At 66.8% G+C, this 26,067-nt stretch carries 24 protein-coding genes; 6 read left to right on the top strand and 18 right to left on the bottom strand.

The window, feature by feature from the left end; all coding sequences use genetic code 11:
• Positions 1 to 17: 17 nt before the first annotated feature.
• The 4 genes from QX128_RS21140 to QX128_RS21125 all read right to left on the bottom strand — a co-directional run bounded on the left by QX128_RS21140 (position 18) and on the right by QX128_RS21125 (position 5,090).
• Positions 18 to 878, bottom strand: coding sequence for an ABC transporter permease (locus tag QX128_RS21140; RefSeq protein WP_316238420.1), 861 nt, complete (start codon positions 876 to 878; stop codon positions 18 to 20).
• Between the two features lie 2 nt (positions 879 to 880).
• Positions 881 to 1,912 (bottom strand): ABC transporter permease, encoded by a 1,032-nt coding sequence (locus tag QX128_RS21135; RefSeq protein ID WP_316177948.1) that lies wholly within the window; start codon positions 1,910 to 1,912, stop codon positions 881 to 883.
• A gap of 18 nt (positions 1,913 to 1,930) precedes the next feature.
• Positions 1,931 to 3,550 carry an ABC transporter substrate-binding protein gene (locus tag QX128_RS21130; RefSeq protein WP_315804452.1) on the bottom strand — a complete coding sequence of 540 codons (1,620 nt, stop codon included), beginning with the start codon at positions 3,548 to 3,550 and terminating at the stop codon, positions 1,931 to 1,933.
• A 124-nt stretch (positions 3,551 to 3,674) separates the two neighbouring features.
• A complete protein-coding gene (locus QX128_RS21125; RefSeq protein WP_316238419.1) occupies positions 3,675 to 5,090 on the bottom strand; it encodes an NAD(P)/FAD-dependent oxidoreductase in 1,416 nt (471 codons plus the stop codon).
• A 210-nt stretch (positions 5,091 to 5,300) separates the two neighbouring features.
• Between QX128_RS21125 and QX128_RS21120 the strand changes: the two genes are divergently transcribed.
• Positions 5,301 to 6,197 (top strand): LysR family transcriptional regulator, encoded by an 897-nt coding sequence (locus QX128_RS21120; RefSeq protein WP_316238418.1) that lies wholly within the window; start codon positions 5,301 to 5,303, stop codon positions 6,195 to 6,197.
• Between the two features lies 1 nt (position 6,198).
• Here QX128_RS21120 and QX128_RS21115 read toward each other — a convergent pair whose 3' ends face one another.
• The 3 genes from QX128_RS21115 to hydA all read right to left on the bottom strand — a co-directional run bounded on the left by QX128_RS21115 (position 6,199) and on the right by hydA (position 9,578).
• Positions 6,199 to 6,960 carry an SDR family oxidoreductase gene (locus QX128_RS21115; RefSeq protein ID WP_316177944.1) on the bottom strand — a complete coding sequence of 254 codons (762 nt, stop codon included), beginning with the start codon at positions 6,958 to 6,960 and terminating at the stop codon, positions 6,199 to 6,201.
• A 1-nt stretch (position 6,961) separates the two neighbouring features.
• On the bottom strand, positions 6,962 to 7,933 hold the full coding sequence (locus QX128_RS21110) for an NAD(P)-dependent oxidoreductase (protein ID WP_316238417.1): 972 nt from the start codon (positions 7,931 to 7,933) through the stop codon (positions 6,962 to 6,964).
• A 175-nt stretch (positions 7,934 to 8,108) separates the two neighbouring features.
• Positions 8,109 to 9,578, bottom strand: coding sequence for a dihydropyrimidinase (hydA, locus tag QX128_RS21105; protein WP_316238416.1), 1,470 nt, complete (start codon positions 9,576 to 9,578; stop codon positions 8,109 to 8,111).
• A gap of 128 nt (positions 9,579 to 9,706) precedes the next feature.
• Between hydA and QX128_RS21100 the strand changes: the two genes are divergently transcribed.
• Positions 9,707 to 10,366: an aspartate/glutamate racemase family protein gene (locus tag QX128_RS21100; RefSeq protein WP_316238415.1), complete on the top strand. Its 660-nt coding sequence runs from the start codon at positions 9,707 to 9,709 to the stop codon at positions 10,364 to 10,366.
• Between the two features lie 224 nt (positions 10,367 to 10,590).
• On the opposite strand, the gene QX128_RS21095 is transcribed toward QX128_RS21100, so the two are convergent.
• On the bottom strand, positions 10,591 to 11,517 hold the full coding sequence (locus QX128_RS21095) for an N-carbamoyl-D-amino-acid hydrolase (protein WP_315804445.1): 927 nt from the start codon (positions 11,515 to 11,517) through the stop codon (positions 10,591 to 10,593).
• 279 nt (positions 11,518 to 11,796) lie between these two features.
• Entirely contained in the window at positions 11,797 to 13,026 is a 1,230-nt protein-coding gene (locus QX128_RS21090) for an amidohydrolase family protein (RefSeq protein WP_316238414.1), read from the bottom strand.
• 255 nt (positions 13,027 to 13,281) lie between these two features.
• On the opposite strand from QX128_RS21090, the gene QX128_RS21085 reads away from it, so the two are divergent.
• The 3 genes from QX128_RS21085 to upp all read left to right on the top strand — a co-directional run bounded on the left by QX128_RS21085 (position 13,282) and on the right by upp (position 16,621).
• Entirely contained in the window at positions 13,282 to 14,538 is a 1,257-nt protein-coding gene (locus tag QX128_RS21085) for a GTP cyclohydrolase II (protein ID WP_316238413.1), read from the top strand.
• Between the two features lie 15 nt (positions 14,539 to 14,553).
• Positions 14,554 to 15,768 carry a URC4/urg3 family protein gene (locus tag QX128_RS21080; protein ID WP_315804442.1) on the top strand — a complete coding sequence of 405 codons (1,215 nt, stop codon included), beginning with the start codon at positions 14,554 to 14,556 and terminating at the stop codon, positions 15,766 to 15,768.
• Positions 15,769 to 15,991: 223 nt separating this feature from the next.
• Complete coding sequence (upp, locus tag QX128_RS21075; RefSeq protein ID WP_316238412.1) at positions 15,992 to 16,621, top strand: uracil phosphoribosyltransferase; 630 nt, start codon at positions 15,992 to 15,994, stop codon at positions 16,619 to 16,621.
• Between the two features lie 6 nt (positions 16,622 to 16,627).
• Here upp and QX128_RS21070 read toward each other — a convergent pair whose 3' ends face one another.
• From QX128_RS21070 to QX128_RS21040, 7 genes are read right to left on the bottom strand one after another with little or no spacing between them, the layout of a single operon-like run.
• Complete coding sequence (locus tag QX128_RS21070; RefSeq protein ID WP_316238411.1) at positions 16,628 to 18,001, bottom strand: amidohydrolase family protein; 1,374 nt, start codon at positions 17,999 to 18,001, stop codon at positions 16,628 to 16,630.
• Positions 17,998 to 18,891, bottom strand: a complete 894-nt coding sequence (locus QX128_RS21065) for a polysaccharide deacetylase (protein ID WP_316238410.1) — start codon at positions 18,889 to 18,891, stop codon at positions 17,998 to 18,000. Before QX128_RS21065 ends, QX128_RS21070 begins: the two co-directional genes overlap by 4 nt.
• Positions 18,878 to 19,696, bottom strand: coding sequence for an ABC transporter substrate-binding protein (locus QX128_RS21060; RefSeq protein ID WP_315804439.1), 819 nt, complete (start codon positions 19,694 to 19,696; stop codon positions 18,878 to 18,880). The genes QX128_RS21065 and QX128_RS21060 overlap by 14 nt, the downstream gene beginning before the upstream one ends.
• Positions 19,697 to 19,700: 4 nt before the next feature.
• Complete coding sequence (locus tag QX128_RS21055; RefSeq protein ID WP_316238494.1) at positions 19,701 to 20,468, bottom strand: amino acid ABC transporter ATP-binding protein; 768 nt, start codon at positions 20,466 to 20,468, stop codon at positions 19,701 to 19,703.
• The gene (locus tag QX128_RS21050) at positions 20,465 to 21,322 is read right to left on the bottom strand and encodes an amino acid ABC transporter permease (RefSeq protein WP_315804438.1); all 858 of its coding nucleotides are present in this window, start codon (positions 21,320 to 21,322) and stop codon (positions 20,465 to 20,467) included. The genes QX128_RS21055 and QX128_RS21050 overlap by 4 nt, the downstream gene beginning before the upstream one ends.
• Positions 21,319 to 22,140 (bottom strand): ABC transporter substrate-binding protein, encoded by an 822-nt coding sequence (locus tag QX128_RS21045; protein ID WP_316238409.1) that lies wholly within the window; start codon positions 22,138 to 22,140, stop codon positions 21,319 to 21,321. The genes QX128_RS21050 and QX128_RS21045 overlap by 4 nt, the downstream gene beginning before the upstream one ends.
• 26 nt (positions 22,141 to 22,166) lie before the next feature.
• Positions 22,167 to 23,141, bottom strand: a complete 975-nt coding sequence (locus QX128_RS21040; protein WP_316217563.1) for an N-carbamoyl-D-amino-acid hydrolase — start codon at positions 23,139 to 23,141, stop codon at positions 22,167 to 22,169.
• Positions 23,142 to 23,291: 150 nt separating this feature from the next.
• Here QX128_RS21040 and QX128_RS21035 point away from each other — a divergent pair, with 150 nt between their 5' ends.
• Complete coding sequence (locus tag QX128_RS21035) at positions 23,292 to 24,227, top strand: LysR family transcriptional regulator (protein WP_316177923.1); 936 nt, start codon at positions 23,292 to 23,294, stop codon at positions 24,225 to 24,227.
• Between the two features lie 110 nt (positions 24,228 to 24,337).
• Here QX128_RS21035 and QX128_RS21030 read toward each other — a convergent pair whose 3' ends face one another.
• Both QX128_RS21030 and QX128_RS21025 read right to left on the bottom strand, forming a co-directional pair.
• Positions 24,338 to 25,135, bottom strand: coding sequence for a creatininase family protein (locus tag QX128_RS21030; protein ID WP_316238408.1), 798 nt, complete (start codon positions 25,133 to 25,135; stop codon positions 24,338 to 24,340).
• 302 nt (positions 25,136 to 25,437) lie between these two features.
• The gene (locus QX128_RS21025) at positions 25,438 to 25,680 is read right to left on the bottom strand and encodes a hypothetical protein (protein ID WP_316238407.1); all 243 of its coding nucleotides are present in this window, start codon (positions 25,678 to 25,680) and stop codon (positions 25,438 to 25,440) included.
• Between the last annotated feature and the right edge of the window lie 387 nt (positions 25,681 to 26,067).

The raw sequence follows: 26,067 nt of genomic DNA, 5'->3' as shown, positions 1-26,067 counted from the left end.
TGTGTTCTGACGAGACATCATGTGCGCATCCGGGGATCCAGGATGTCGCGCAGGCCGTCGCCGAGCAGATTGAAGCACAGCACCGCTGTCATCAGCGCGAAGCCGGGAAACGCCACCAGCCACCAGCGCCCGGTGGAGATGAAGCGCGCGCCCTCGGCGACCATGATGCCCCATTCCGGCGTCGGCGGCTTGACGCCGAGGCCGATGAAGGAGAGGCCCGCGGCATTGAGGATCGCCCAGCCGAGATTGAGCGACATCTGCACCGCCATCGCCGGCAGCACGTTCGGCAACAGGAAGCGCAGCACGACAGCAACATGGCTCTCGCCACAGGCACGCGCGGCCTCGACCCAGCCGAGATTGCGGCGGATGTTCACCTCGGCGCGGGCGAAGCGGATGTAGAACGGCAGGTTGATGATCGCGGTCGCGATCACGATGTTCTCGACGCGGTTGCCGAGCGCCGCGACCATCGCCATCGCCAGCACGAACAGCGGAAACGCCATCAGCACGTCGACGAAGCGGCCGACCGCCTTGTCGAGACGGCCGCCGGCATAGCCGCACAGCGCACCGATGACGGAGCCGAGCGCAAAGGACACCGCGACCGCCGTCACCGCGATCGTGAGGTCGAGCCGGCTGGCGACGATCAGGCGGCTGAGCACATCGCGGCCGAGCTGGTCGGTGCCGAACCAGTGCGCGGAGCTCGGCGGCTGCAACGCGGCAGAGACCTCGGACGCAACGGGATCGTAAGGCGCCAGCCACGGCGCAAAGACCGCGATGAGCGCCAGCAGCAGCGCGCCGCCAGCCGCGACGGCGGTGACCGGGTTGCCGCGCAGCACGAAGGCCGTGTGGCGCAGGGTTGAGGCGGTCTCTATCGTGCTCATGCTCACGCCACCGTCGCCCTGGGATCGGCGATGCCATAGAGCACATCGACCAGGAGATTGACGATCACGAAGATCGTCGCCATCAGCAGCACGAAGCCCTGTACCGGCGCGTAGTCGGAGACCAGCAGCGCATCGAGCGCGTAGGAGGCGACGCCGGGCCAAGAGAACACCTTCTCCACCAGCACGTTCGCGCCCAGCATGGTCGAGAACACGATGCCGGCGATGGTGATGACGGGAAGGATCGCGTTCCTCAAGGCATAGGTGACGACGATGCGCCACCACGACAGCCCGACCGAGCGCGCGGTGCGGACGAAATCGCTGCCGAGCGAGACCAGCATCGAGGCCCGCGTGATGCGCGCCAGCGGCGCGATCACGAACAACGCCATGGTCAGCGCCGGCAGCATCAGCTGCCGCGCCGCCGCCCACCAGCCCTCGACATCGCCTGCGAGCAGGAAGTCGATGATCAGGAAGCCGGTGCGCGATGGCGGCATCGTGGTGAAGATATCGATCCGCCCTGTCGGATCCGGCGCGAAACCGAGCAGATAATAGAACACGTAGATCAGCAGGAGCCCGGAGACGAAGGTCGGCACGCAGACGCCGAACGAACAAAATAGCCGGACGCCGTGATCGACCAGCGAGCCCGGCCGCAGCGCAGCCAGCACGCCGAGCGGCACCGCCGAGACCAGCGCGATCAGCAGCGCCGTCAAGGTCAGCTCCAGCGAGGCCGGCAGTCGCTCCTTGAGATCCTTGGCGACCGGCTGCCCGGTCATCATCGAGCGGCCGAGGTTGCCGCGACCGACATCATAGAGGTAGATCGCGAGCTGATTCGGCAGCGGCTTGTCGAGCCCGAGCTGCCGGCGGATGACCTCGATCTCCTCCTGGCCGGCATTGGGGCCGGAGGCAAAGAACACGGCCGGATCCCCCGGCAGCACGCGCATCAAGAGGAAGGTGAAGACCAGGACACCGAACAGTGCCGGCAGCGACGAGACGAAACGCCGTCCCGCCCGCAGCAATGTTGCGCCGATCGTGCCCATGGTCCTCAGCCGTCCCGGTTACTTGCGGCTCAGGTTACGATAATCGACCTGTCGCGTGAACTGGTAGACGTAGCCGTCCACCGTCGGCTGCATCACCGCATCCTGCGCCGCCTGCCAGATCGGGATCTGGAACATCTGGTCGAAATGGATCGCGTTGAGCGCCTTGCCCTGCTCCTCGTATTTCGCCTTGTCGGCCTCGAAGCGCGCCTCCTGCGCGATCTTCTCCAATTCGGCATTGTCGGTCGAGGAATAGTTCCAGCGCTGCTTGCCGGTGTAGAAGTTGCGGTAGAAATAGTCCGTCGAGGGCAGCCAGGCGACGATGCCCTCGGTGAAGAACGGCAGCTTCTTCTCGTTGATCGCGGTCGACATCTGCGCGTCCGGCAGCTTCTGGATGTCGACCTTGATGCCGATCTTGGCGAGCTGCTCCTTCACCAGCGCCGCCATCGGCTCGGCGGTCGCAGCCTGGCCGACATTGAAGCTGAAGGTGGTCGAGAAGCCGTCGGGCATGCCGGCGTCCTTCAGATAGGCCTTGGCCTTCTCCAGGTCGAGCTTGATCGGCTGCGGGATCGGATAGCCGCCGCTCGGCGGCTTGCCGTCGGCCCAGGTCGCGCCATAGAGCGGCGCGCCGCGGCTGAACAGCGCGGCCTTGAACATGTCGTCATAAGGCAGCGCATAGGCGATCGCGCGGCGCACATTGACGTTGTCGAACGGCGGAATGGTGTTATTCATCGAGATGAAGGTCACCGCATTATACTGCGGCGTCGAGATCACCTTCAGCTTGCCCTTGCCCTCCAACGACTGCACGTCGCTGGCCTGCAGGTCGATCACGAGATCGGCGTCTCCGCGCTCGACGAGGTTGGCGCGCGTCGCCGGCTCCGGCACCGACTGGATGATCAGGCGCTTGAATGCCGCCGGCTTGTCCGGCGTGCCGCGATTCCAGGCCTCGTTGCGCTTGGCGATCACCTGCTCGCCGGGCTTGAAGGTCTCGACGATGTAGGCGCCGCTGCCGGCCGCATTCTCCTTGGTCCAGTTCAGCGCCCACGGATCTTCGGCCGTCGCATGCGCCTTGGCGAGCTTGGAGTTGATGATGATCGGGTAGACGGTCGCGAGATTCGGCAGTGCCAGCTTGTCCGGCTTCGGCAAGGTCACTTCGAACGTCAGGGGATCGATGACCTTGAACTGATCGGCCGACGTCAGCGACCCCGTCAGCAATTGCGCCTTGCCGAGGATCGGCGCGGTGACGCAGCGGTCGAGCGACCATTTGACGTCCTCGGCGGTGACCGGCGAGCCGTCCTGGAACTTCGCATCAGGGCGCAGCTTGAAGGTGATCTTCAGACCGTCGGCGCTGACAGAATAGGATTCGGCGAGCTCGCCGGTGATCGTGTCGAGATCGAACACCCACTTACCATTGAGCTGCTTGCGGCCGAACGACACCAGCCGGTCGTAGCTCGACATCGACAGCGCGAAGGCCTCGCGCGTCGAGCCCGGAATGTTCGGATCGAGCGTGTTGACGGTGGCGCCGGTGACGTAGCGCAGAGTCTCGGCGCGGCTCTGCGCATGCACCGACGGCGCAGCCAGCATCACCGCGAGCCACGCGGTCGCCGCGAACAACGAACGTTTGGACATCTCGAAACTCATCGCCCCTGTTCCCTCATTGGTCTCAAAATCCGGCACTGAAATCGCGCGTCGGCGGAGATCCGCGACGCGCTACCATGAGATCGACGCACAAGATCGACTCTCAGCATCGACGCTCAACAGCAAATCACGTGCCACGGCGCACCGTCGCCTGCTTCACATCATAGGCCCGGAAGTTCGCCCAATGCTTGTCGATATCAGCCGTGAACAGCCCACGCGTCAAACCATGCACGAGCTTCGGCACTGCGGTCGTCATTGCGTTGATCGACGATCCCGACGCGCCGAAGCTCATCGTCGAGGCGATGGCGAACACGTGAATGTTGCCGATCCACGGCGTCTCTCCCGCGTTGCGCTCGCACAGCGCATAGTCGTCTGCAAGATAAGGGAAGGCGCCGAGCCGATCGTTGCGTTCGCTCGCATCGGGCGTGTAGCGGTCAGACCAGCGCGCGATGTTGGCCGCGAAGCGCCGCAGCTCCGGCCGCTTTGCGAAGTCCATCGAGATGCCGGTTGCGCTGATCACGAAGTCCGCCGTGATCTCGCCCTTCGCTGTCTGCAGCACGACGCCGTCGGCCGTCTCGCGCGCGCCCGTGACCGGCGCGCCTTCTTGCAGGCGGAACGCCGCGTGGCGGGCGCAGCGATCATAAGTGTGCTGCGGAAAACCTTCGCGCAGTTCCAGGACTGCGCGCATGAAGCGCCAGCGCCAGGCATCGTCGAGCTCGGAGAAGTGCCTGAGAAAGCCGCGGAACGTCAGCCAGCGATAGGGCTGGATCAGCTGGATTTCCGCGCGGCGGCATAGCAGATCGACACGCGCCGCACCGGCTTCGAGTGCAGCCGCCGCATTGTCGAACGCCGAGGCACCGGCGCCGATCACGGCGACGCGGCGGCCGCGCAGGCTGTCGAAATCGATCTCGGCGCCGGAATGGGCGCCGCGCGTGGCGGGCAGATAGCGCAGCGGCTCCGGAATGCTCCAGTCGCCCATCCCCTCCTGCCCGGTCGCCAGCACGATCTTGCGGGCATGGATCGTCGTCTCACCATCCTTGCTGCGCACGGTCGCCTGCAGCAGTCCGTCAGCGGCGGGTGCGATATCGACGACGTCGCAGCCGTTGCGCACGGGAAGGTCGAGCACCTCGCGATACCAGGCGAGATAGTCTGCCCAATATTCGCGCGGAATCAGATCAAGATTGCGCCAGCTCTCGCCGCCAAACTTCGCCTCGTGCCACGCCTGATAGGTCAGACAAGGTATGTCGAGATCGGGTCCGGTGAAGTCTTTCGGGCTGCGCAGGGTCGGCATGCGCGCATAGCTGAGCCACGGTCCTTCGCGGCCTGCCTCAGCCTTGTCGAGCACGAGAATGTTGCCGACGCGGGAGCGCAGCAGCGCGAAGGCGGTCGCGAGACCCGATTGCCCGCCCCCGACGATCAGCACATCGAACGCAGGTCCGCCATCGGGACCGGTGACAGGCGTCAGCCATGGCATGCTGGGATGCGCGATCCTGGCAAGATCGCTGCGAACCTGGGCCGTCAGCGCGGCAAGACCGTCGCTCATGCCGGCCACCGGATGAAACACGCGCAATCGCGATCGGAACGCTCGCTGTCGCTCACGCTCTCTCCATCAGTCATGTCACCCGGCACGCGAAGCTTAGCAAAGCAGGTCTGGGACCGACCATACCGATTTGTCCGCCGCCCATAACAGCTTGTTATGGGGCGGCAGCCGCGGCTAGAGTCGACAGCCATCCACAGCGAGACAAGAGGTCGCATGCCGCTCAATCTGCGCCAGATCGAGGTGTTCCGCGCGATCATGATGACAGGCTCGATCAGCGGCGCTGCGCGGCTGCTCTCGGTATCGCAGCCCGCGATCAGCCGGCTGCTGGCCTATACCGAGGATGGCCTCAAGCTCAAGCTGTTCGAGCGCATCAGCGGCCGGGTGCAGCCGACGCCGGAGGCCAAGCGGTTATTCGCCGAGGTCGAGCACGTCCATCGCGGCGTCGCGCGCATCAACGACCTCGCCGACGAACTGCGCGCCGGCGGCACCGGCACCATCCGCGTGGTGGCGAGCCCGAGCGCGGGCCACGGCATGCTGCCGGAGGCACTGTCGCGGCTGCGCGGCCGCTTTCCAGATCTGCGCGTCGAGTTCGAATCGTTGACCCTGCTGGAGATCGTCGGCCGCGTCGGCACAGCCCGCGCCGATCTCGGCATCACTGTGCTGCCGGTCGACGAGCCGACAGTCGCGGTAGAGACGATCGCGGAGGGCGCGCTACACGTGATCATGCCGGCCGACCATGCCCTGACGAGGCTGCGCAGCATCAGGCCGAAGGACATGCTGCCCTATCCGCTGGTCGGCTTCGGCCCGCAGACGCCTTATGGTCACATCGTCACGTCGGCCCTGGCCGGCGGCCCGGAGCCAGCCACGATCGTGCGCTACACGCCCGACGCCTGCGCCATGGTGCGCGCCGGCGCCGGCCTCGCCGTCGTCGACGAGTTCGTGCTGCGCGGCCGCGCCTGGCCCGACCTGATCGCGCGGCCGCTGGCGCCCAAGACGCCGATGCGGGCCTATCTGCTGACGCCTCGGTTCGAGCCGCTGTCGCGCAACGCAGCCGCGCTCGCGGATATTTTGCGAGGGCGGGATCGCAAGCCTGTGGCTACGAAGCGTTGAGTTACGCCGCGAGCCAGCCGCCATCCACCGGCAGCACGATGCCTGTGGTGAACGACGCCTCGTCGCTCGCCAAGAATAACGCGGCGGCGGCGACCTCGTCGGCCGCGCCGAACCGCTTCATGGCATGGCGCTGGCGCGAGGCCTCGCGCACCGGCTCGGGATCGGCGTGGCGCGCGAAGCTCCGACGCAGCAGCGGCGTGTCGATCGCGCCGGGGGCCAGTGCGTTGACGCGGATGCCATCGGTGGCGAAGTCCACCGCCATGGTGCGGGTCAGGCTGATGATCGCGCCCTTGGCGGCGATATAGGCGCTATTGCCCTTGCCGCCGGCGACCGCGAGCTGCGATGCGACGGTGATGATCGAGCCGGCCTTCTGCTTCTGCATGATCGGCACCGCGACCTTGGCCCACAGCCAGGTGCCGCCGACGTTGGCTCGGAACACCGCATCCCAATCCGCCGGATCGGTCGTGACGACGGTGCCGCCACAGGAAAAACCGGCCGCGGTCATCAGCACGTCCAGCCGGCGGCGCGCGGCGGCCACGCTCTCGATGGTTGCCTTGGCAAAGTCGGCGTCGCCGACATCGCCGACATGGACGCTGCCGTCGCCGCCCGCATTGCGCACCAGCGCCAGTGTCTCCTCGGCGCCTGCAGCATCGCGATCGACCAACGCGAGGAACGCACCTTCGCGCGCGAACATCACGGCACTGGCGCGGCCGATGCCGGAGCCGCCGCCGGTGATGACGGCGACCTTGGCCTTGAGCCTCATCTCAGTCTCTCCCGTACTGATCGAACCAGCGGCCGAAATGCTCGGCGGAAGCCGCGCAGTCGAAGCGCGCGCGCCAGCCGAACTCCTCGGCCAGCCGCGTCGTCGACAGCCGGCCGCGATTGGGCGCGAACACCGGCACCGTCGGCGTTTCCCCCTGCTCCTTGAGCCGGCAGGTGAATCCAGCTCGACCGGTCGCGAAGGCGCGGCCCCAGGTTTCGGCTGTGAACGTCGCCGCGTTGGAGATGTTGTAGAGCGCGTGCTGCGGCTTCTCAGCCTCCAACAGCAGACAGACAGCATCCGCGACGTCGACCGCGTAGACCCAGTCCTTGTCACCGGGTTCGTTCAACAGCGCCGACTCGTTGCGCGCGCAGCAGGCGGCGATGAGCGCCTGCGGCGAGGGCGTGTCGCGCACGCCGCCGCCGCGCTCGAACGGGCCGAACACGGCGGACAGGCGCACGCTGATGACATCCGTCTTCCACAGATCGCTCAGCCGCGCGGCGACGCGCTCGGAGGCGAACTTGCTGATCGCATAGAGCGACACCGGCTCGCACGGCGTCGTCTCCTCCAGCACGGCAAAGCGCTGACCGCTCGCGCCATAGGACGCCGCCGAGGACAGGTTGATGACCCGGCGGATGCCGCTGCCGCGCGCCGCCCGCAGGATCGGCACCTGCGCCAGCAGATTGACCGCGAGGATGCGCTCGGGGTCGGCGGCATCGCGCTCGGCTCCGGCGGTGATCGCAGCGCCCATCACGACGGCATCGCAGCCATTGCCGATCGCGGCCGCCACAGCGCTCGCATCGGTGACGTCGCCCTGCACCAGGTGCAGACGCTCGCGATAGGGTTCAAACGCACGCTGCGCCGCCGCGGGCAGACCTGTTGCGTCGAAGATCGTCACGGCATGGCCGCGCTCCAGCAGGCCTTGCGCGATGTTGAGGCCGACGAAGCCGGCCCCGCCGAAGATCAGGACATGCATGCGAAAGACGCCTCCCCGAGGGCCTCATGGTTCGAGACGGCTGCTGACGCAGCCTCCTCACCATGAGGGGACACGGCTCGCGCGCCGCGAACCTCGCCCTCGCTCCTCATGCTGAGGAGGGCGCGTAGCGCCCGTCTCGAAGCACGAGGCCACCGGCCGACGTGTGCTCGCGCCCTCACAGCAGCGTCGCCCCGAAATTCTGCTCCGGGTCCATGTCCGCCACCAGTCGTCCCGTCGGCTTCGCCGCCTCGCCGCCGCTGCGAGCGAGGAACTGGCCCGAGCCGGGCTGCACCGAGACCTTGCCGCCATCGACGATCACCCGGCCACGCGACAGCACGGTCACCGGCCAGCCCTGCACGCTGCGTCCGGCGAACGGCGTGTAGCCGGCGAGGTCGTGCATCGCGGCATCCGTGATCGTGACGCGCTTGTCCGGATCCCACAGCGCGATATCGGCATCGGCCCCGATCGCGATCGCCCCCTTGCGCGGATGCAGATTGTAAATCTTCGCCGGCGCCGTCGCCGTCAGCTCGACGAACTTGTTGAGGCCGAGCCCGCCCTTCGACACCATCGCGTCGAACAGCAGCGGCAGCCGCAGCTCGAGGCCCGGCAGGCCGTTGGCGATCTGCTTGAAGTTGGGGTTGGGACCGGCGCGCAGCTTGCCGGTCTCGTCAAACCGATACGGCGCGTGATCGGAGGAGACGGTCTGCAAATCGCCGAGCGCCAGCGCCTGCCACAGCGCCTCCTGGTCGGGCGCGCGGCGCGGCGGCGGGCTGCACATCCACTTGGCGCCATCGATGCCGGGCTTGTCGAGATCATCAGCCGTCATGAACAGATATTGCGGACAGGTTTCCGCGAACACCTTCAGCCCCTGCCCGCGCGCGTCGCGGATCACCTTGGCGCCTTCCGCGGTCGAGACGTGGAAGATCATGATCGGCTGATCGACCAGCGCCGCCATGCCGATCAGGCGGTTGAACGCCTCGGCCTCGGAAAAGCGCGCATGGCTGATGGCGTGATATTTCGGCGCGGTGTAGCCGCGTGCCAGCAGCCGCTTCACCATCCACGAAATGATGCCGTGATTCTCGGCGTGCGCGCACAGCATCGCGCCGCCCTCGCGCGCGGCGACGAGAATGTCGAGCAGCGGCTCGTCGTCGATCTTGAGCCGGTCATAGGTCATGAAGATCTTGATCGAACCGTGCCCCTGCCGGATCAGCGCCGGCAGGTCGCGCTCCAAGGTCTCCTTGGTCGGATCGGCAATGATCATGTGGAACGCGTAGTCGATCACCGCACCCTTGCGCGCCAGCGCGTGGTAGTCCTCGAGCACCTGCGGCAGCTGCATACCGACATGCTGCGCGGCGAACGAGATCACGCTGGTGGTGCCGCCGAACGCGGCGGAGGTCGTCGCGCTCTCGAACGTGTCGGCATTGACGATGCCGGCAGCCGAGAGCTGCTCGATGTGGCAATGGCTATCGACGCCGCCGGGAAGAACGTATTTGCCGCGCGCGTCGATCTCGCGCCTGGCGGGCCCGAGCGCGCGGCCGATCGCCGCGATCGTCTCGCCTGATACGGCGACATCGGCCTCGAACGTATCCGTGGTGGTGGCGACGCGCCCGCCCCGGATGATCAGGTCATAGGCCGGCTCGGTCATCGCGATCTCCTAGTTCTGTCAAATGGAACGCCGTCGACGCGAGATGGCCGCATCGGCCCTATTGCGTCAGCCGTGGCATAGTGATTGCCTGTCACGCGCCGTCAACACTGAAGAAGCAGGTAGCTCCCATGTCCCGCCCGCGCATCACCGTGATCAACCCGAACTCCAACCAGGTGGTGACCGACGGCCTGGCGGCGGCGCTCAAGCCGCTGATGTTCGCCGGCGGACCGGAGATCGTCTGCGAGACCTTGAAGGAAGGACCCTACGGCATCGAGAGCCAGAAGGACGCCGACAGCGTCACCCTGCCGCTGCGACGTTTCGTCGAAGGCGACAACGCGTCCAGCGCGTTCGTGATCGCCTGCTACAGCGACCCTGGCCTGCATGTCTGCCGCGAGGCCACGGCACGGCCGGTGCTCGGCATCGCCGAATGCGGCGTGCTCACCGCGCTGACCCGCGCCGATACGTTCGGCGTGCTCGCCATCGCGCAGCGCTCGATCCGCCGCCACATCCGCTATCTCCGCCAGATGGGGCTGATGGACCGCCTCGCCGCCGAGCGTCCGCTCGACATGACGGTGGCCGAGACGGCATCTGGTGAAGGCACCTTGGCGAAGATGATCGCGGTCGGCCGCGCGCTGAAGGAGGAGGACGGCGCCGGCGCCATCGTGATGGGCTGCGCCGGCATGGCGCGGCATCGCAAGAACATGGAGGACGCGCTGGGGATTCCGGTGATCGATCCGACCCAGGCTGCGGTGACCATGGCTCTGGGCGCGGTGGCGTTTGCCAGCTGAGCGCATTGTTTGGTGGCAACACTCGCGCGGCGACCTCGGTGCACCTCGCCCGGCTTGCGGGGAGAGGTCGGATTGCATCGTCAGATGCAATCCGGGTGAGGGGGACTCTCCGCACGGTCGGTGCGCGTGGCTGCCCCTCACCCCAACCCTCTCCCCGTAAGAACGGGGAGAGGGAGCGCACCGAGATCCGCGCGAGGATTTCGCCTACAAACTACAACATTGGGTCACTCCGGCGGCACTGCGCCGGTGCGGCTGGTGATGAGCCCGTAATGCTCGACCCGGCGATGCCGCCCGAAGTCGAAGATCGTCTCCTTGCCGAACCGTGTCGCATCGAGATCGCAAGGTACGACCAGCACCTCGTCGCCCTCCGTCAGCGCTTCCGCGACGATCTCGCCGTCGGGATTGACGATCAGGCTGCCGCCGATCAGGTGATGACCGTCCTCGACGCCAGCCTTCGCGACCGCCACGACCCAGCACGAGTTCTGATAGGCGCCGGCCTGCGCGGACAGCCGGTTGTGGAACAGGCGCTGCTGCAGTCCCTCCGCTGACTTCAGCGAATTCACCGACGGCGTGTTGTAGCCGATCAGCACCAGTTCGACGTCCTGCAGGCCCATGACCCGATAAGTCTCCGGCCAGCGGCGGTCGTTGCAGATCGCCATACCGATGATGCCGCCGAGATTGCGCCAGACGGGAAAGCCGAGATCGCCCGGCTCGAAATAGCGCTTCTCCAGATGCTGGTGGCTGCGCTCCGGTTCGAACTCCTCGTGGCCTGGCAGATGTACCTTGCGATACTTGCCGACGATGTTGCCGGCGCGATCGGTGAGAACTGCCGTGTTGTAGTGATGCCCATCCGGCGTCAGCTCGGCATAGCCGAGATACATCGCGATGCCGTGCTGCGCTGCGCGGTCGAACAGCGGCTGCACCGCGGCGTTGGGCATCTCGCGCTCGAACCAGGCATCGACATCGGCCTGATCCTCCATGTACCAGCGCGGAAAGAACGTGGTGAGCGCCAGCTCCGGATAGACGATGAGATCAGCGCCCCTGCGCTTGGCCTCGTCCAGCAGCGCGATCATGCGCGTGACGACGGCCTCGCGGCTGTCAGCGCGCTGGATCGGCCCCATCTGGGCCGCGGCAACGTTGATGATGCGCATGATGGAACTCCACAATCAGTTCGTATATGCGCCCTCTCCCCTTGTGGGAGAGGGCATGTATGACGTCTCGGCAAGCTCGGTTGGGTGAGGGGTCTTTCTCCACGAGCGGCACTCGTCGAACGAGACCCCTCACCCGACCGCGTACGCGGATGGCCGTACATGCCCTCTCCCACAAGGGGAGAGGGCGCTGCATCGGACAGCGCTGAGATGACCGGCGGCACCGAACCGATATCGAGAGAGCGGCGTGTGCCACTATGCCGAAAGTACCTGGTGCCGCCATCATCCCGGCCGATGCAGCACCGGGCGCGTGCGCGAGAACGACGGCCGCCCCCGCTTCAGGCCCCACAGCGGTTGCGCCAGCGTTGCGACCGCCTCGGTCGGATCGGCGGCATCGATGCAGACGAGATCGGCCGGCGCGCCGACGGTGATGCCGTAGTTGCCGAGCCGCATCAGCTTCGCCGCATCATGGGTCACCATGTCGAGGCAGCCGGCGAGATGGTCAGGGCGCGAGACGTGGCAGACATTGGCGTAGAGGTTGGCCATCCGGATCAGCGAGCCGTCGCCATAGGGCGTGAACGGGTTGAGCACGTTGTTGGTCGAGAGCGAGCAGGTCACGCCCCTCTCGCGCAACGGCTCCAGCGGGACCACGCCGCGCGGGATCGCATGATCCTGCCGCCGTCCCATCAGATGCAGGTCGGTCGAGGGCAGCACGGTCACGGCGACACCGGCATTGGCGAGCTGCGCGGCGATCGCGTTGAAGCGTTCCGGCGGCAGCAGCGACAGCTGCGTGACATGGCCGACAGCGACGCGCCCGCCCCACTTGTACTCCTCGGTCTTGCGGCAGACATATTCGATCTGCATGTGGTCGAGCGTCTCGGCGAGATCGAGATGCATGTCGATGTCGACGTCGTGTTCGCGCGCGATCGCGAAGATGCGGTCGATCTGCGCCGGCGGGTTGGTGTCGAAATACGGGGCGGCGCCGATGGTGCGCGCGCCACGACGCAGTCCTTCGATCAGCAGCTCCTCGGTGCCCGGATAGTTCGTCAGGCCTTCCTGCGGGAACACGCAGATCTCGAGATCGAGCGCCCAGGCGTAGTCGCGCGCGAGCTGTTGGATGGCTTCGAACGCGATGAAGCCGATGCCGGGATCGAGCTCGACATGGGTGCGCATCCGCATCGTGCCATGGCTGACGCAGCGCTCAACGGTCTGCTTCGCCCTGGCATAGACATCCTCCGGCGTGAAGTTGCGCTTGGCCGCCGCGGTCTCCCGCACCGCCTCGGCGACTGTCCCCTCCCGGATGCTGCAGCGGTCGAGGATGCAGGTCTTGTCGAGGTGGATGTGCGTCTCGATGAAGCCGGGAACGACGAGGCAATTCTCCGCGTCACGCTCCGCGCCGTCGGCCTGCAGCGACGGCGCGATCGCCACGATGGCACCGTCGGAAATTCCGATATCGGCACGGCGCAGCTCGCCCTGCTGCGCCAGCACCGCGTTGCGAATGATCAGGTCCATGCTGCCGCTGCCACCAGGGATTCCATACGCGCGCCAAGCTGGCGGCCCGGCCACAAAAAGGCAAGCGCCATGCCAAGGTCCCTCCGCCGCAACGCGCGGCCAGCGGCCGATACCATTCGTTTACAAATAGACGGCCGCCGCGGACCACTTGTTCGCTGGGGAAAAACTGCTATATTGATGCATGGAAAACGTGAACGCGTTCTGCTCAGGCCCGTCGTCAAGGCGGGCCGTTGCCGTTTTGGGGGTGGCTGTCCGATGACTCGCTCCAACCGTACGGATCATATCCGCCTGACCTCGCACCCGGTGCCAGGCGCCAAGCACAACTTCCCGCTCCACTGGGGCGCCGAGAACGCGCGCGAGCGCGGACCCGTGATCGGCACGGTGTCGCGTCCGCAGGACCGCAACGTAATCGGCAGCCATGGTGGCTCCTACACAGTCTACCGCGCGCTCGCGGTATCATCCGGTGCGCTCGATCCGATCCGCCGCCCCGATCTCACCAACACCCATCCCGCCGCCACGATCGGCCCGTTCGCGCAGTGGCGCGATCCGGCGAAGATCGTCGCGCTCGATCCCTGGGGCCATCTGGTGGCCGAGAATTTCGGCGGCGAGATCGCGGAAGGAATCGATATCCGACCGACCATCGCCGTGACCAAGGCGCGGATCGAGCTCCCTGAGCTGCATGCAGCGCTCGCGGCCAAGCGGCTCGTCCATGACGGCGACGTCGTGCATGCCAATGGCAGCGTCTCGGTGGTGAAGGTCGCGATCGACCCGGTGTGGTACCTGCCCGGCGTCGCCGCGCGCTTCGGCACCAGCGAGACCAGTCTGCGCCGCGGCCTGTTCGAGCAGACCGGCGGCATGTATCCGGAGCTGGTGACCCGGCCCGATCTGCAGGTGTTCCTGCCGCCGATCGGCGGCACCACGGTCTATCTGTTCGGCGACGTCACCAAGCTGAACGACGGCCGAACGAAGATCACGTGCCGCGTACACGACGAGTGCAACGGCTCCGACGTGTTCGGCTCCGACATCTGCACCTGCCGCCCCTATCTGATCCACGGTATCGAGGAATGCGTTGCGGCCGGGCAGAACGGCGGGCTCGGCATCATCGTCTACAACCGCAAGGAAGGCCGCGCGCTCGGCGAGGTGACGAAATTCCTGGTCTACAATGCGCGCAAGCGCCAGGAGGACGGCGACGCCGCAGCGGCCTATTTCGAGCGCACCGAATGCGTCGCCGGCGTGCAGGACGCCCGGTTCCAGCAGTTGATGCCCGACGTCATCCACTGGCTCGGCATCAAACGCATCGACCGCTTCATCTCGATGAGCGACATGAAGCACGACGCGCTGGTGGGCCAAGGCGTCGACATCGTCGAGCGCGTGCCGATCCCGGACGAGCTGATTCCCGCCGACGCCCATGTCGAGATCGCGGCCAAGAAGGCGGCCGGCTATTTCTCGCTGGAGCCGCAGAAACCCGAGGCGCTCGGCGACACCGTCGGCCGCCCGCTCGAGAAGTACTGAGCGCAGCAGCAGATCATGGACGACGTCTCATATCTCCTGTCGGCCCGCGCCGTGCGCGAGCGGTCGCATCAGCTGCTTGCGCTCGGTCTCGCCGACAAGCTGCCGCATTTCCGCATCGACATCGCCCGGCTCGACGCGATCGCCGACGTCGTGCTCGATGTGACCCGCAAGGCCTATCCCGACGGCGAGGTGCCGTTCCACTCGCGCTGGCGGCATTTCGTGGTCGGTGGTGTCGATCGCTGGGCCGCGATCGCCGACAAAGTGAATTGGCCGAATGCGGCGTCGCGGGCGCGCGCCGAGTTCGATCTCGCCATCGCGAGCGTGCTGCTCGACGCCGGCGCCGGCGCGGCGTGGCGCTATCATGACGAAGCCAGCGGCTTCAGCGTCGGCCGCTCCGAGGGGCTGGCGCTGGCCAGCCTCGAGATGTTCGCAAGCGGCGCGTTCTCGTCCAATGCGAGCGATCCGCTGCGGGCCGATGCGGCGAGGCTCAGGCAGCTCACGGTCGCGGATCTCGAACGCGGTTTTCAGGTCGGTGCCGACAATCCGCTGGTCGGGCTCGAGGGGCGCGTGGAGTTGCTGCGGCGGCTAGGCGCCGTCGTGGCGGCAAGCCCCGAGGTCTTCGGTGCGAAGGACGGTCCGCGGCCGGGTGGCCTGTTCGATCGGTTGGCTGCTGGCGGCCGCATCGAGGCCCCTTCGATTTTGCAGCAGGTGCTGCGTCAGCTCGGCCCGATCTGGCCGTCACGCCTGACGCTGCACGGCACGGCGCTCGGCGATTGCTGGCGGCATCCATCATTGATCACCGATGACGCGACCACCGGTCTCGTCCCGCTGCACAAGCTGTCGCAATGGCTGAGCTATTCGCTGATCGAACCGCTGCAGCGCGCCGGCCTTGTGGTGGACAACATCGACGGCCTCACCGGCCTCGCCGAATACCGCAATGGCGGCCTGTTCGTCGACGGCGGTGTGCTGAGCTTGCGCGATCCCGCCGATGCCGCGCGCGTGCATGAGGTCGATTCTCCGCTGGTGGTGGAATGGCGCGCGTTGACCGTCGCCCTGCTCGACCGGCTGGCCGAACTGATCCGCCGGCGCACCGGCCAGACCGCGGAGCAGCTACCGCTGGCGCGCATCCTCGAAGGCGGCAGCTGGGCCGCCGGCCGCAAGCTCGCCTTCGCCCGCCGCCCGGACGGTTCGCCGCCGCTGACCATCCTCACCGACGGCACGGTGTTTTAAGGGGTTTGGGCCTGAGGTCGCCGACCTCGCGGTTCCGTCATTGCGAGCAAAGCGGGAAGGACGTCTGGATTGCTTCGTCGCTTCGCTCCTCGCCATGACGAAACTGATCAGTTGCGCGTACGGTGGGCAAAGCGCAGCGTGCCCACCATTCCAAGCTGAGCTAAGATCGCGGTGGGCACGGCGCGTCGCGCCTTTGCCCACCACCGCTTCGGAGATGAAAGCCATGGAAGGCGTCACGGTCGTCGATCATCCGCTGGTGCAGCACAAGCTGACCCTGATCCGCGACAAGTCGATCTCGACCAAGTCGTTCCGCGAGCTCTTGAAGGAGATCGGCATGCTGCTCTGCTACGAGGTCACGCGCGACCTGCCGCTGACCGAGGTCGAGGTCGAGACGCCGCTGGCGCGGATGCAGTCGGCCAAGATCGCCGGCAAGAAGCTGGTGTTCGTGCCCGTGCTGCGCGCCGGCGTCACCTTCGTCGACGGCATGCTCGATCTGGTGCCGACCGCTCGCGTCGCCCATATCGGCCTCTACCGCGAGCCGCAGACGTTCACCGCAGTCGAGTACTTCTTCAAGGCGCCGTCCGACCTGCAGGAGCGCCTGGCCGTCGTCGTCACCCCGGTGCTCGCGACCGGCAACAGCGCCGTCGCCGCGGTCGACCGGCTCAAGGAGCGCGGCGCCAAGGATATCCGCATGGTTTGCATGATCGCAGCTCCGGAGGGCGTCGAGCGCGTCCGCGGCCTGCATCCGGATGTCGCCCTGTGGACCGCCGCGATCGATGAAGGCCTCGACGACGACGCCTTCATCGTTCCCGGCCTCGGCGACGCCGGCGACCGCGCCTACGGCACGCGGTAGCAGCATTCAGCCGGCGAATGCCGCCTCTGCCTCCGGCAGCGCCCAGATCCTCTCGATCGCAGCAGTACCCGCGGCGGTGATGGCCGCCTCGTCGCCGTGGAGATAGCGGCCGTCGTGGATCAGCAGCCGGCCATCGATCATCACCTGGTCGATGTTGGCGCGGTTGGCGAGCGCGATCAGGCCGCGGCGCGGGTCATGTAGCGGCCGAAGATGTGGATGCGTCATGTCGACGACGGTGAGGTCGGCGGTCGCCCCCGCCGCGAGGACGCCGAGATCGTCGCGCTTGATCATGGCGGCGGCCGTCGTGGTGACGGCGTCGATCAATTCCGGCGCGCTCGCCGTCTCGGCGCTTCCCAGCGCGATCTTCGAGATCATCGACGCCGCGTTGAGCTCGCCGAGCAGATCCATGTTGTAGCCGTCGGTGCCGACCGCGGTGCGTATGCCGTGCGCGGCGAAGCGGCCGAAGGCGGCGGTGACGCCGGCGCGCGCGAACACGCGCGGGCAGTTCAGCACGCCGGCGCCGCGCGCCGCCATCAGCGCGAGGTCGGCATCGGTCGAGGCATGGCAGTGCGCGGCCAGCAGATCGGGACCGAGCAGGCCGAGCCAGTCGAGATATTCGGCCGGCGTGCGGCCGCCATGGTGCTGCGCAATCGTCGCGACTTCGCCTGGGCTCTGCGCCATGTGCGTCGTGATGGGAACGTCGAGCTCGCGCGCCCGGCTCGCGGCCGCGCGCAAGAGATCCGGCCCGCAGGTATCCGTCGCGTGCGGGCTCATCGCGAGCCGGATGCGGCCGTCGCCCTGCCCGTGCCAGCGCTGATGCAGCGCGTTCCAGGTCGCCATGTCGGCTTCGCCGTCGTCACCGGCATAGTGCACGGTGCCCGAGGCATCCGCCTTGGCGTCCGAGGTCGAGAACAGATAGGGCGCGCCGTAGAAGCGCAGGCCCATCTCGAATGCCGCATCGAACAGCTCCGGGATGGCGTTGCGGAACGGCTCCATCACCGTGGTCGCGCCGCCCTTCAGGAGCTGCAGCACGCCCATGCGGCCGATCGCCAAGCGCTCCTCCGCGGTGAGGATCTCCGCGCCGCGCTTGGACAGCGGCAGCAGCACCGTGTAGACGATGCTCTTGTTGTTGCGGCGGCCGTTGCCGTCCTCGGTCAGCGTGCGTGCGATCGCCTCGCTGAAGACGTGGTTGTGCAGGTTCAACAGGCCCGGCAGCACGAATCGGCCCGGACGATCGAACACCTCGTCCGCCGCCGGCCTGTCGCGCGTCACGGCCGCGATGCGCCTGCCCTCGACCAGCACCCAGTGATCGCGCAGCACGTCCTGCGCGCCGTCCCTGCGCGTCAGCACATAGCTGCCGAAGATCGCGGTCGTGCTCATGCGCTCTTCGCTTCCGCCGCCTCGTGACGCTGGTAGTTCGCGGCGATCTCGGCGCCGGTCGTGATCCAGACGTCCTGGCACGATTTGGCGTAGGTCAGGAACTCGCGCAGCAGGCGGAAGCGCATCGGCCGGCCCGAGACCTGCGGATGCAGCACGGTCGTCACCATCGCGCCCCAGTCGCGGACTTCGTCCAGCTCATCCTTCCACATCGACAGCACGTGCTCCTTCGGAAAGATCGAGCGCGGCGAGAACCGCGCCGACAGGCCGTGCATCCAGTCGTCATAGCTCGCGGTCACCGGGATCTCGATCGTGCCCGGCCTGCCGTCGGCGAGGCAATGGCGATAGGGCCTGACGTCGTCGCGGAACGACGAGGTGTAGACGATTCCCTGGCGCACCAGCGCTATCCGCAGCTCCTCGCAGAACTCGCCGAACGGCGCGCGGTAGCCGATCGGCCGGATGCCGAGCCGGCGCTGGATCGCCTCGAAGCCGCGCTCGATCTCCTCGACGATGAAGGGATCGCCCGGATCGGGCAGCAGATGGTGATAGCCGTGATGGCCGATCTCGTGGCCCGCCTTCAGCACGGCCTCCGCCATCGCCGGATGCGCATCGACCGCCCATCCCGTGATGAAGAACGTCGCCTTGAGATCGAGCTCGGCGAGCAGCTCGAGCAGCTTCGGCGTGCCGACGCGCGCCTCGTAGCCGCCGAAGCTCATCGTGACCAGGCGCGCGGCGTGCGCCGGATCCTTCGACGTCCAGGCGCTCTCGGCGTCGATGTCGAACGACAGGAACATCGCCGCTCTGTACGGCGCAGGCCATGGATAGTCCGGCGCCGGCGGCGCAGTGTTGGCGGGAACGACCGGGATCCCCGCGAGCGCCCTACTGTCCAGCATTGATCAGCACCTTCTCGATTCCGTTGTCGCTGAGCTTCCACTTCGCCAGAAGCGCCTTGTAGCTGCCGTCGGCGATCAGGCCCTCCAGCGCAGCGTGCAGCGCGCCACGGAGCTCGTCCGCCTTCACCGGCGTCGCGAGTCCGGTATATTGCAGCGCGATCATCTCGCCGACCGGCGCGTAGGCGTTCGGCTCGAGGTCCATGATGTAGGGCAAGGTCTCGTTGCCCTGCACGGCGGCATCGATGCGGCCCTGCTTCAATTGCGTCCGCGCGTCGGCCGAGCCTTCAGTGCCGACGAACTGGATCGGGCTTGATCCGCAGTTCTTCTCGCTCCAGGCCGCGATCTGGTCCGGAAACTTGGTGCGCCTGGAGGCGCCGACCTTCCTGCCGCACAGCGCGGTCGGCTCCTTGAGCTCGGCCGCGCGCGACGCCTGCACGAAGAAGCGCGGGCCGCTGCGCAGATAATCGATGAAGGTCGCGGTGTCCTGCCGGCTCTTGTAGTCGGTCATGCCGGTCAGGATGATGTCGAAACGCTGCGTGGCGAGGCCCGGCATCAACTGGTCGAAGCTCGTCTCCTGCCAGACAGCCTTGACGCCGAGCTTCTTGGCCAGCGCCTCGCCGAGCTCGACATCGAAGCCGGTCAGGGTCGATGTGGCCGGATCCTTGAACTCCATCGGCGGATAGTTCGGCACCACCGCGATGCGCAGGCCGTTCTGATTGATCTCGGCCGGCAGTTCGGCGGCGAGAGCCGTGCCCGCCACGGCGGCGCTCATGAGTCCAGCCAACACGATCCACTTCAAATCCATCACCTCACCCCACTTCCGCTGCCAGAAACGCTCTTGTTCTCGCCTCGCGCGGCGCGCGCAGCACCTCGCGGGCCGGGCCGCTCTCCACGATCACGCCCTGGTCCATGTAGACCACCCGGTCGGCGACCTCGCGCGCAAAGCCGAGCTCATGCGTCACCACCAGCATGGTCATGCCCGATGTCGCGAGCTCCTTCATCACGGCAAGCACCTCGCCGACCAGCTCCGGATCGAGCGCCGAGGTCGGCTCGTCGAACAGCACCAGCCGCGGCTTCATCGCAAGCGCCCGCGCAATCGCGACGCGCTGCTGCTGGCCGCCCGACAATTGTGACGGATAGGAGCCCGCCTTGTCGGCGAGGCCGACCCGGCGCAGCAGCGCCATCGCCTCGTCCTTCGCCTCGGCCGGCCTGCGCCTCTGCACCTGCACCGGCCCCTCGATCACGTTCTCCAGCGCCGTCATGTGCGGAAACAGGTTGAAGCGCTGGAACACCATGCCGCAGGCGAGCCGCTGCCGCGCGATCTCGCGCTCCGACAGCCGGTGCAGCCGGCCGTCCTGCTCGCGGAAGCCGAGCAGCGCGCCGTCGAGCCAGATGCCGCCGCTGTCGGCCGTGGTCAACTGGTTGACGCAGCGGAGCAAGGTGGTCTTGCCGGAACCGGATTGCCCGATCAGGCAAACCACCTCGCCCTCGGAGACGTCGAGCGAGACCTGCTTCAGCGCCTGAAATTCACCGAAGCGCTTGCTCAGTTGGCGGATGGCGACCAGCGGCCTCATCAGCGGCCGCCTCGCGCGATGCCGCGGGCAAAGCGGCGTTCGAGCAGCATCTGCAGCGGCGTCAGGATCGAGACCACGAGCAGATACCACAGGCCGGCGACGATCAGGAGCTCGATGACGCGCGAATTGGCGTAGTAGATGTTCTCGGCCGAATGCAGCACCTCCGGGTACTGGATCACGCTGGCGAGCGAGGTCGCCTTGACCAGGCCGATGAACTCGTTGCCGAGCGGCGGGATCACCACGCGCATCGCCTGCGGCAGAATGATCCGGCGCAGCGCCTGCAATCGTCCCATGCCGATCGCCTGCGCCGCCTCGTATTGCCCGATATCGACCGACAGCAGGCCCGCGCGCATCACCTCGGACGTGTAGGCGCCCTGGTTGATGCCGAGCCCGAGCAGCGCGGCCAAGAACGGCGTCATCACGTCGACCGCGCGCGCGCTCCACAGGCCGGGAATGCCGATGGTCGGAAACACCAGCGCCAGATTGAACCACAACAACAACTGGAGGATCAGCGGCGTGCCGCGGAACAGCCAGGTGTAGCCGGCCGCGACCGACCGCAGCACCGGATTGGGCGACAGCCGCATGATCGCAACGACGACGCCGAGCGCGATTCCGAGCATCATCGCCAGGACCGCCATGACCATGGTGTTGACGATGCCGCGCAGGATCACCGGCGCCGTCAGGAAGCGTTCGACGAACACCCACTCGATCTGCCCCTTGGCGAAGGCCCGCCCGATCGCGACGAGGACGACGACGATGACAGCGGCCGCGAGCCAGCGGCCCCAATGCGCCTGCCGCGCAATCCCGTGTCCGGACAGATCCGGGAAGCCGTCGGCCAGGGCCTCGCTGCGGCTCATTGCGGCGCCGCGTTGAGCATGGGCTCGCGGACCGCATTGGCCCCGAGCCCCCATGTGTCCAGGATGGCCTTGTAGCTGCCGTCGGCGATCATCGCCTTGAGCTGCTCGGTCACCACTTCACGCAGCGCGGCATCATCCTTGCGGAACATGATGCCCTGGTAGCCGAAGGCGATGGGCTCACCGACGATGCGATACTTGCCGGCCTCCTGCGACTGCGCATAGGGCAAGGTCTCGCTGCCCTGCACGGCAGCATCGATGCGGCCCTGCTTGAGCTGATTGCGGACATCGATCGAGTTCTCCCCCGGCACATATTGCGCGGCGGGCTTCCCTGCGGCCTCGCAATTGGCCTTGCTCCATTTCTCGATCTCCTGCGGGAAGCTGGTCGAGCGCGTGGTGCCGATCTTCCGGCCGCACAGATCGGTCGCGGCCTTGGCATCGCTGTCCGCCAGCACGAAGAACTGCGGACCGGTGACGAGATAGTCGACGAAATCGGCGGTCTCGCGCCGCGACGCACGATCCGAGATGCCGGAGATGATGAAGTCGGCGCGCTTCGTCTGCAGCGACGGAATGAGCTCGGCGAACGGCGTCTCGCTCCAGACGATCTTGACGCCGAGGCGCTTCGCCAACGCGTTGGCGAGGTCGATGTCGAGACCCTTCAGCTCGTTGGTGGCGGGGTCGTGATATTCCATCGGCGCGTAGGTCGAGTTGACCGTGAGCTTGAGCACGCCAGCCTGCTTGATCTCAGCGGGCAGCTCCGCCGCCCCCGCCGCAGCAAACGAGGCGAGGATGACGAGACCTGCAAACAACGAACGGCGCATCCTGCAACACTCCCCCATGTGAACGGCTAATCGACCACGACCGGCTCGACGACGCCGGCGCGCTCGGTGATGAGCCTGTACTGATCCGGCCGGCGATGGGCCGCGAAGTTGAACATCTTGTCCTTGCCCTGGCGGCACAGATCGAGGTCGATGTCGGCGACGACGACCTCGTCAGCGAGCGTCCTCGCCTGCGCCACGATGCAGCCATTGGGATCGATGATGCAGGAGCCGCCGATCAGCCCGCTGCCATCCTCGTCGCCCGCCTTTGCGACCGCGATCGCCCACGTCGCATTCATGTAGGCGTTGGCCTGCGCCACCAGCGTGGAATGGAAGGTGCGCAGCGCGGCATCCTCGGTGTTGCCGCCGTTCGGATCGTAGGCCGCGGAATTGTAACCGACGCAGACCAGCTCGACGCCCTGCAGTCCGAGCACGCGCCACGATTCCGGCCAGCGCCGGTCGTTGCAGATCATCATGCCCATGATGGCGCCGCCCCACTCGCGGCCGGCGCGCACGGCCGGAAAGCCGAGATCGCCATAGCCGAAATAGCGCTTCTCCAGCTGCTGATACTTGGCACCCGGGCGCGGCTCGACGGAGCCGGGCAGATGCACCTTGCGATATTTGCTGATGATCTCACCGTCGGGATCGACCAGGATGGAGCTGTTGAAGCGGCGTCCGTCCGGTGTCAGCTCGGCATAGCCGACATAGAAGCCGACGCGAAGCGCCCGCGCCCGGTCGAACAGCGCGGCAACGGACGGATTCGGCATCGAACGCTCGAAGTGGCCGTCGAGCGCCTCGCCTTCGAGGATCCAGCGCGGGAAGAAGGTCGTGAATGCGAGTTCGGGGAAGACCACCAGCTTCGCGCCCTCGCTGGCGGCCTGATCCAGCAGCGCGATCATGCGGGACAGCGTGTGCGTCCGGCTGTCGGCGCGCTGGGTCGGTCCCATCTGGGCCGCGGCGGCGCGGAAGATACGGCTCAATAGTGCCTCCAATCTGTGCGTCATGCCGAACGATCAGGCGGAACGCCGCCTGAATGCGCGCACTGAAAGAAGGGATCATTTGGCGAAAGCGGCGCGGGATTTGCAATCTGCCCACACGGCCGCGCGCTATGATATTTTGGCCGAGACCATAACCTGGGCTTATAGGGCGTTCACATGAACCTGCGCCAGCTGGAGATCCTGCGGGCGGTCATCCGCCACCACACCACGGTCGCCGCCGCCGAGGAGCTGGCGCTGTCGCAGCCCGCGATCAGCAATGCGCTGAAGGCGATGGAGGCGCAGGCCGGCTTCACGCTGTTCGAGCGCGTCAACAACCGGCTGTTCCCGACGCCCGAGGCGATGACGCTCTATGAGGAGAGCGAGGCGATCTTCACCTTGCATGCCCGGCTGGAAAGCCGCGTGCGTGACCTGCGCGAGCAGAAGACGGGTCATCTGTCGATCGTCGCCACGCCGCCGCTCGCCTACAGCATCATCCCACCGACCTTGTCAGGCTTCCTGCGGCGCCGGCCGCAGACGCGGATGTTCTTCGACGTGCGCCGCTACGAGGGCATCATCGAGGGCGTGCTCGGAAACGTCGCCGAGCTCGGTTTCGCGCTCGGACTGTCTGACCATCCCGGGATCGCGCACGAGGTCGTGCACACCGGCGAGATGGTGTGCGTGATGCCGGCCCGGCATCCGCTTGCGGAACGCGACATGATTTCAGCGCGGGACCTTGCCGGGTTCCCGCTGATCGGCCTCGAACGCGGCACACGCCTCGGCGAAGCCGTGCGCGAGAGCTTCCGGCAAGCCGACGCCGACTTCCAGCCGACGGTCGAAGTGCGTTACTGCAACACGGCCTGCGTGCTGGCTTCGACCGGCGTCGGCGTCGCCGTGGTCGATCCATTCTCGCCGCGCCAGGGCGGGCATGATCTCGTGGTACGGCCGTTCACGCCGAGCACCAAAGTCTCGGCCTATGTGTTGTGGTCGGAGGCGCGGCCGCTGTCGAACCTGGCGAAGACGTTTCGCAGCGAGGTGCGAAACGCGAGCCGCAGTCTCGCGGATGGCCTCGACGCGGCGGCTCCGAGTCTCGCCGCTTCCGCGGAACGCGGCTGATTGCCGATCGGCACGACGCGTCCAATAGACCCGTGGACGTATCGTTTGCGGTCCATCATCCGAAATGCCTGCCTGCGGCGGGCTTCTCGCGATGATGCTCTGCGCCTCCGTCATCTTGCGGCTGGCGGCGGAATGGTTGCAGGAGACATTGTGGACCATGGCTCGCCCGCCCGCAATCGCGCCGCCAGCGCAGCCGCGCAGCCGACGAGCAGCTTCTCGCCCTTTGCAGCAGATGCCTTGCGCGCATCGCCTGCGACGCCGGAGGTGGTGATGTCGGCGAACGATCTGAACATTTTCAGCGACGGCACCATCGAGCCCATGATGTCGAAGCTCGGCCCGAAGGCCGCGTCGAGCCTCGCCGCATCGACGAGGCTCGGATGAGCCGCCATCATCATCGACGTCTCGGCTTCGCAGGCGTGCATCACACCGTCCTGATCCTCGAGGACCTCGGCCATCGTCTCCCGCCCTTCCATGAAATAGGTCGTGGTCGCGATCGGGGCATTGAGCTCGCGCGTCAGTTCGCCGGTGAGGGCGGCCAGCGCCTGGATGTTGCCGCCATGGCCGTTGACGATCACGATGCGGCGGAAGCCGGCATTCAGGATCGAGCGGCAAAGGTCCCTGAGCACAGCGTGGTAGGTGGAGAGACTGAGGGTAAAGGTGCCGCCGAATGGAACGTGATGGTCGGCGAGCCCGCACCAGACAGTCGGCGCGACCACGATGGGATGGTCTGGAGCCAGCTCCAGCGCGGTGCGGCGGCAGACCTCGCTGCACAGGAAGTCGTCGACTCCCGTCGGCAGATGCGGGCCGTGCTGCTCGGTCGAGGCCACCGGCAACAGCACGAGCGCGTCACGGGCCGCGAGCGCGCGAAGCGCTGCGGCGGAAAGTCTATTCCAGGCGGTTTCGGTCATGATGGCTGCTCGCGTGGTCGGAGATGAGGCAGATTGGCTCAGATCACGCAGCGACCGCAACAGCCCATCTCGGCGTCTCTTGCGCGCAAGCCGACAGTGGCCTGCGTGCAGCCAGGCCTGCACGCCACTGCGCGATACAGCGGCCTCTCCCACAAGGGTGACGGCGCGGCAACCCGGACCGCACCCTCGGCTACATCAGGAGCATGCTCTCCATACGCTCAAACATCGACAGCGATTGCGGGCTCGACAAGGTGCAACGCCTTGCGTCCTCACAACACCACGGCCCGCGCGGCAGGCCGGTCTCACGCCCGCGTCAGTTCGATGTCGTGGGTCTGCTTCGTCTCCGCGTCGTACACCCTGATCTGCAACATCGGAAACCGGCGCTTGAGGTCATGCGCGCCGTTGTGTGCGCCATCCTTGGTCTTGAATTCGGTCTTGATCTGACCATCGACCACGACGGCATAGCCGGTCAGCGGAAGGTCTTTGCCGGATTTGTCTTGAGCAGGCTTGTTGTGAACAGGCTTCTCTTGGGCAGACTTGAGCATTGCGAGCCGACGTCGATTCGTGAGTTGAAAGGGGTGTCGAGTGCGCGATCTCTCCGCCTCGGACGACTCCGATGTAAGGTGAGTCTGTCGCGACGAGCAAGCGAAGACGTGTTCTTCACAAGCAGGACAACTACGGTTCAACCTGACGGCGCAGCGCCGGCCCGCGATGATCTCGGGATGTTCAGCGCGAACGAATCGCGCAAGTTCCAGACTTGCGACGCGAACGTTCCGGTGGCTCGGCATCATGCTCGCCACCGCGAACGAGGAGCGCTGTGGTCGCGCGTCTCTCAGCGCCCGCAGCGCCCACCTCGCACCACCCCCAAGGCAGCAGCCCGATGCCAACTTGAGATGCGCTCTCCGACTGAGCACGGGTAGACGCAAAATCCC

Source organism: Bradyrhizobium sp. SZCCHNR1015 (assembly GCF_032489875.1).
In the GTDB taxonomy this organism is placed as follows: Bacteria; Pseudomonadota; Alphaproteobacteria; order Rhizobiales; family Xanthobacteraceae; genus Bradyrhizobium.
This window is presented reverse-complemented; position numbering and strand designations above follow the sequence as displayed.

Bases quoted from the DNA above. Each gene is read 5' to 3' on its own strand.
- QX128_RS21090 (WP_316238414.1), bottom strand. From the start codon at position 13,026: ATGGACCTGATCATTCGCAACGCGGTGCTGGCGCAGCAGGGCGAGCTG.
- QX128_RS21065 (WP_316238410.1), bottom strand. From the start codon at position 18,891: ATGCTGGACAGTAGGGCGCTCGCGGGGATCCCGGTCGTTCCCGCCAAC.
- QX128_RS21140 (WP_316238420.1), bottom strand. From the start codon at position 878: ATGAGCACGATAGAGACCGCCTCAACCCTGCGCCACACGGCCTTCGTG.
- hydA (WP_316238416.1), bottom strand. From the start codon at position 9,578: ATGACCGAGCCGGCCTATGACCTGATCATCCGGGGCGGGCGCGTCGCC.
- QX128_RS21095 (WP_315804445.1), bottom strand. From the start codon at position 11,517: ATGCGCATCATCAACGTTGCCGCGGCCCAGATGGGGCCGATCCAGCGC.
- QX128_RS21080 (WP_315804442.1), top strand. From the start codon at position 14,554: ATGGACGACGTCTCATATCTCCTGTCGGCCCGCGCCGTGCGCGAGCGG.
- QX128_RS21125 (WP_316238419.1), bottom strand. From the start codon at position 5,090: ATGAGCGACGGTCTTGCCGCGCTGACGGCCCAGGTTCGCAGCGATCTT.
- QX128_RS21110 (WP_316238417.1), bottom strand. From the start codon at position 7,933: ATGCATGTCCTGATCTTCGGCGGGGCCGGCTTCGTCGGCCTCAACATC.
- QX128_RS21135 (WP_316177948.1), bottom strand. From the start codon at position 1,912: ATGGGCACGATCGGCGCAACATTGCTGCGGGCGGGACGGCGTTTCGTC.
- QX128_RS21030 (WP_316238408.1), bottom strand. From the start codon at position 25,135: ATGACCGAAACCGCCTGGAATAGACTTTCCGCCGCAGCGCTTCGCGCG.
- QX128_RS21085 (WP_316238413.1), top strand. From the start codon at position 13,282: ATGACTCGCTCCAACCGTACGGATCATATCCGCCTGACCTCGCACCCG.
- QX128_RS21070 (WP_316238411.1), bottom strand. From the start codon at position 18,001: ATGAGCACGACCGCGATCTTCGGCAGCTATGTGCTGACGCGCAGGGAC.
- upp (WP_316238412.1), top strand. From the start codon at position 15,992: ATGGAAGGCGTCACGGTCGTCGATCATCCGCTGGTGCAGCACAAGCTG.
- QX128_RS21035 (WP_316177923.1), top strand. From the start codon at position 23,292: ATGAACCTGCGCCAGCTGGAGATCCTGCGGGCGGTCATCCGCCACCAC.
- QX128_RS21100 (WP_316238415.1), top strand. From the start codon at position 9,707: ATGTCCCGCCCGCGCATCACCGTGATCAACCCGAACTCCAACCAGGTG.
- QX128_RS21130 (WP_315804452.1), bottom strand. From the start codon at position 3,550: ATGAGTTTCGAGATGTCCAAACGTTCGTTGTTCGCGGCGACCGCGTGG.
- QX128_RS21025 (WP_316238407.1), bottom strand. From the start codon at position 25,680: ATGCTCAAGTCTGCCCAAGAGAAGCCTGTTCACAACAAGCCTGCTCAA.
- QX128_RS21045 (WP_316238409.1), bottom strand. From the start codon at position 22,140: ATGCGCCGTTCGTTGTTTGCAGGTCTCGTCATCCTCGCCTCGTTTGCT.
- QX128_RS21060 (WP_315804439.1), bottom strand. From the start codon at position 19,696: ATGGATTTGAAGTGGATCGTGTTGGCTGGACTCATGAGCGCCGCCGTG.
- QX128_RS21040 (WP_316217563.1), bottom strand. From the start codon at position 23,141: ATGACGCACAGATTGGAGGCACTATTGAGCCGTATCTTCCGCGCCGCC.
- QX128_RS21120 (WP_316238418.1), top strand. From the start codon at position 5,301: ATGCCGCTCAATCTGCGCCAGATCGAGGTGTTCCGCGCGATCATGATG.
- QX128_RS21050 (WP_315804438.1), bottom strand. From the start codon at position 21,322: ATGAGCCGCAGCGAGGCCCTGGCCGACGGCTTCCCGGATCTGTCCGGA.
- QX128_RS21115 (WP_316177944.1), bottom strand. From the start codon at position 6,960: ATGAGGCTCAAGGCCAAGGTCGCCGTCATCACCGGCGGCGGCTCCGGC.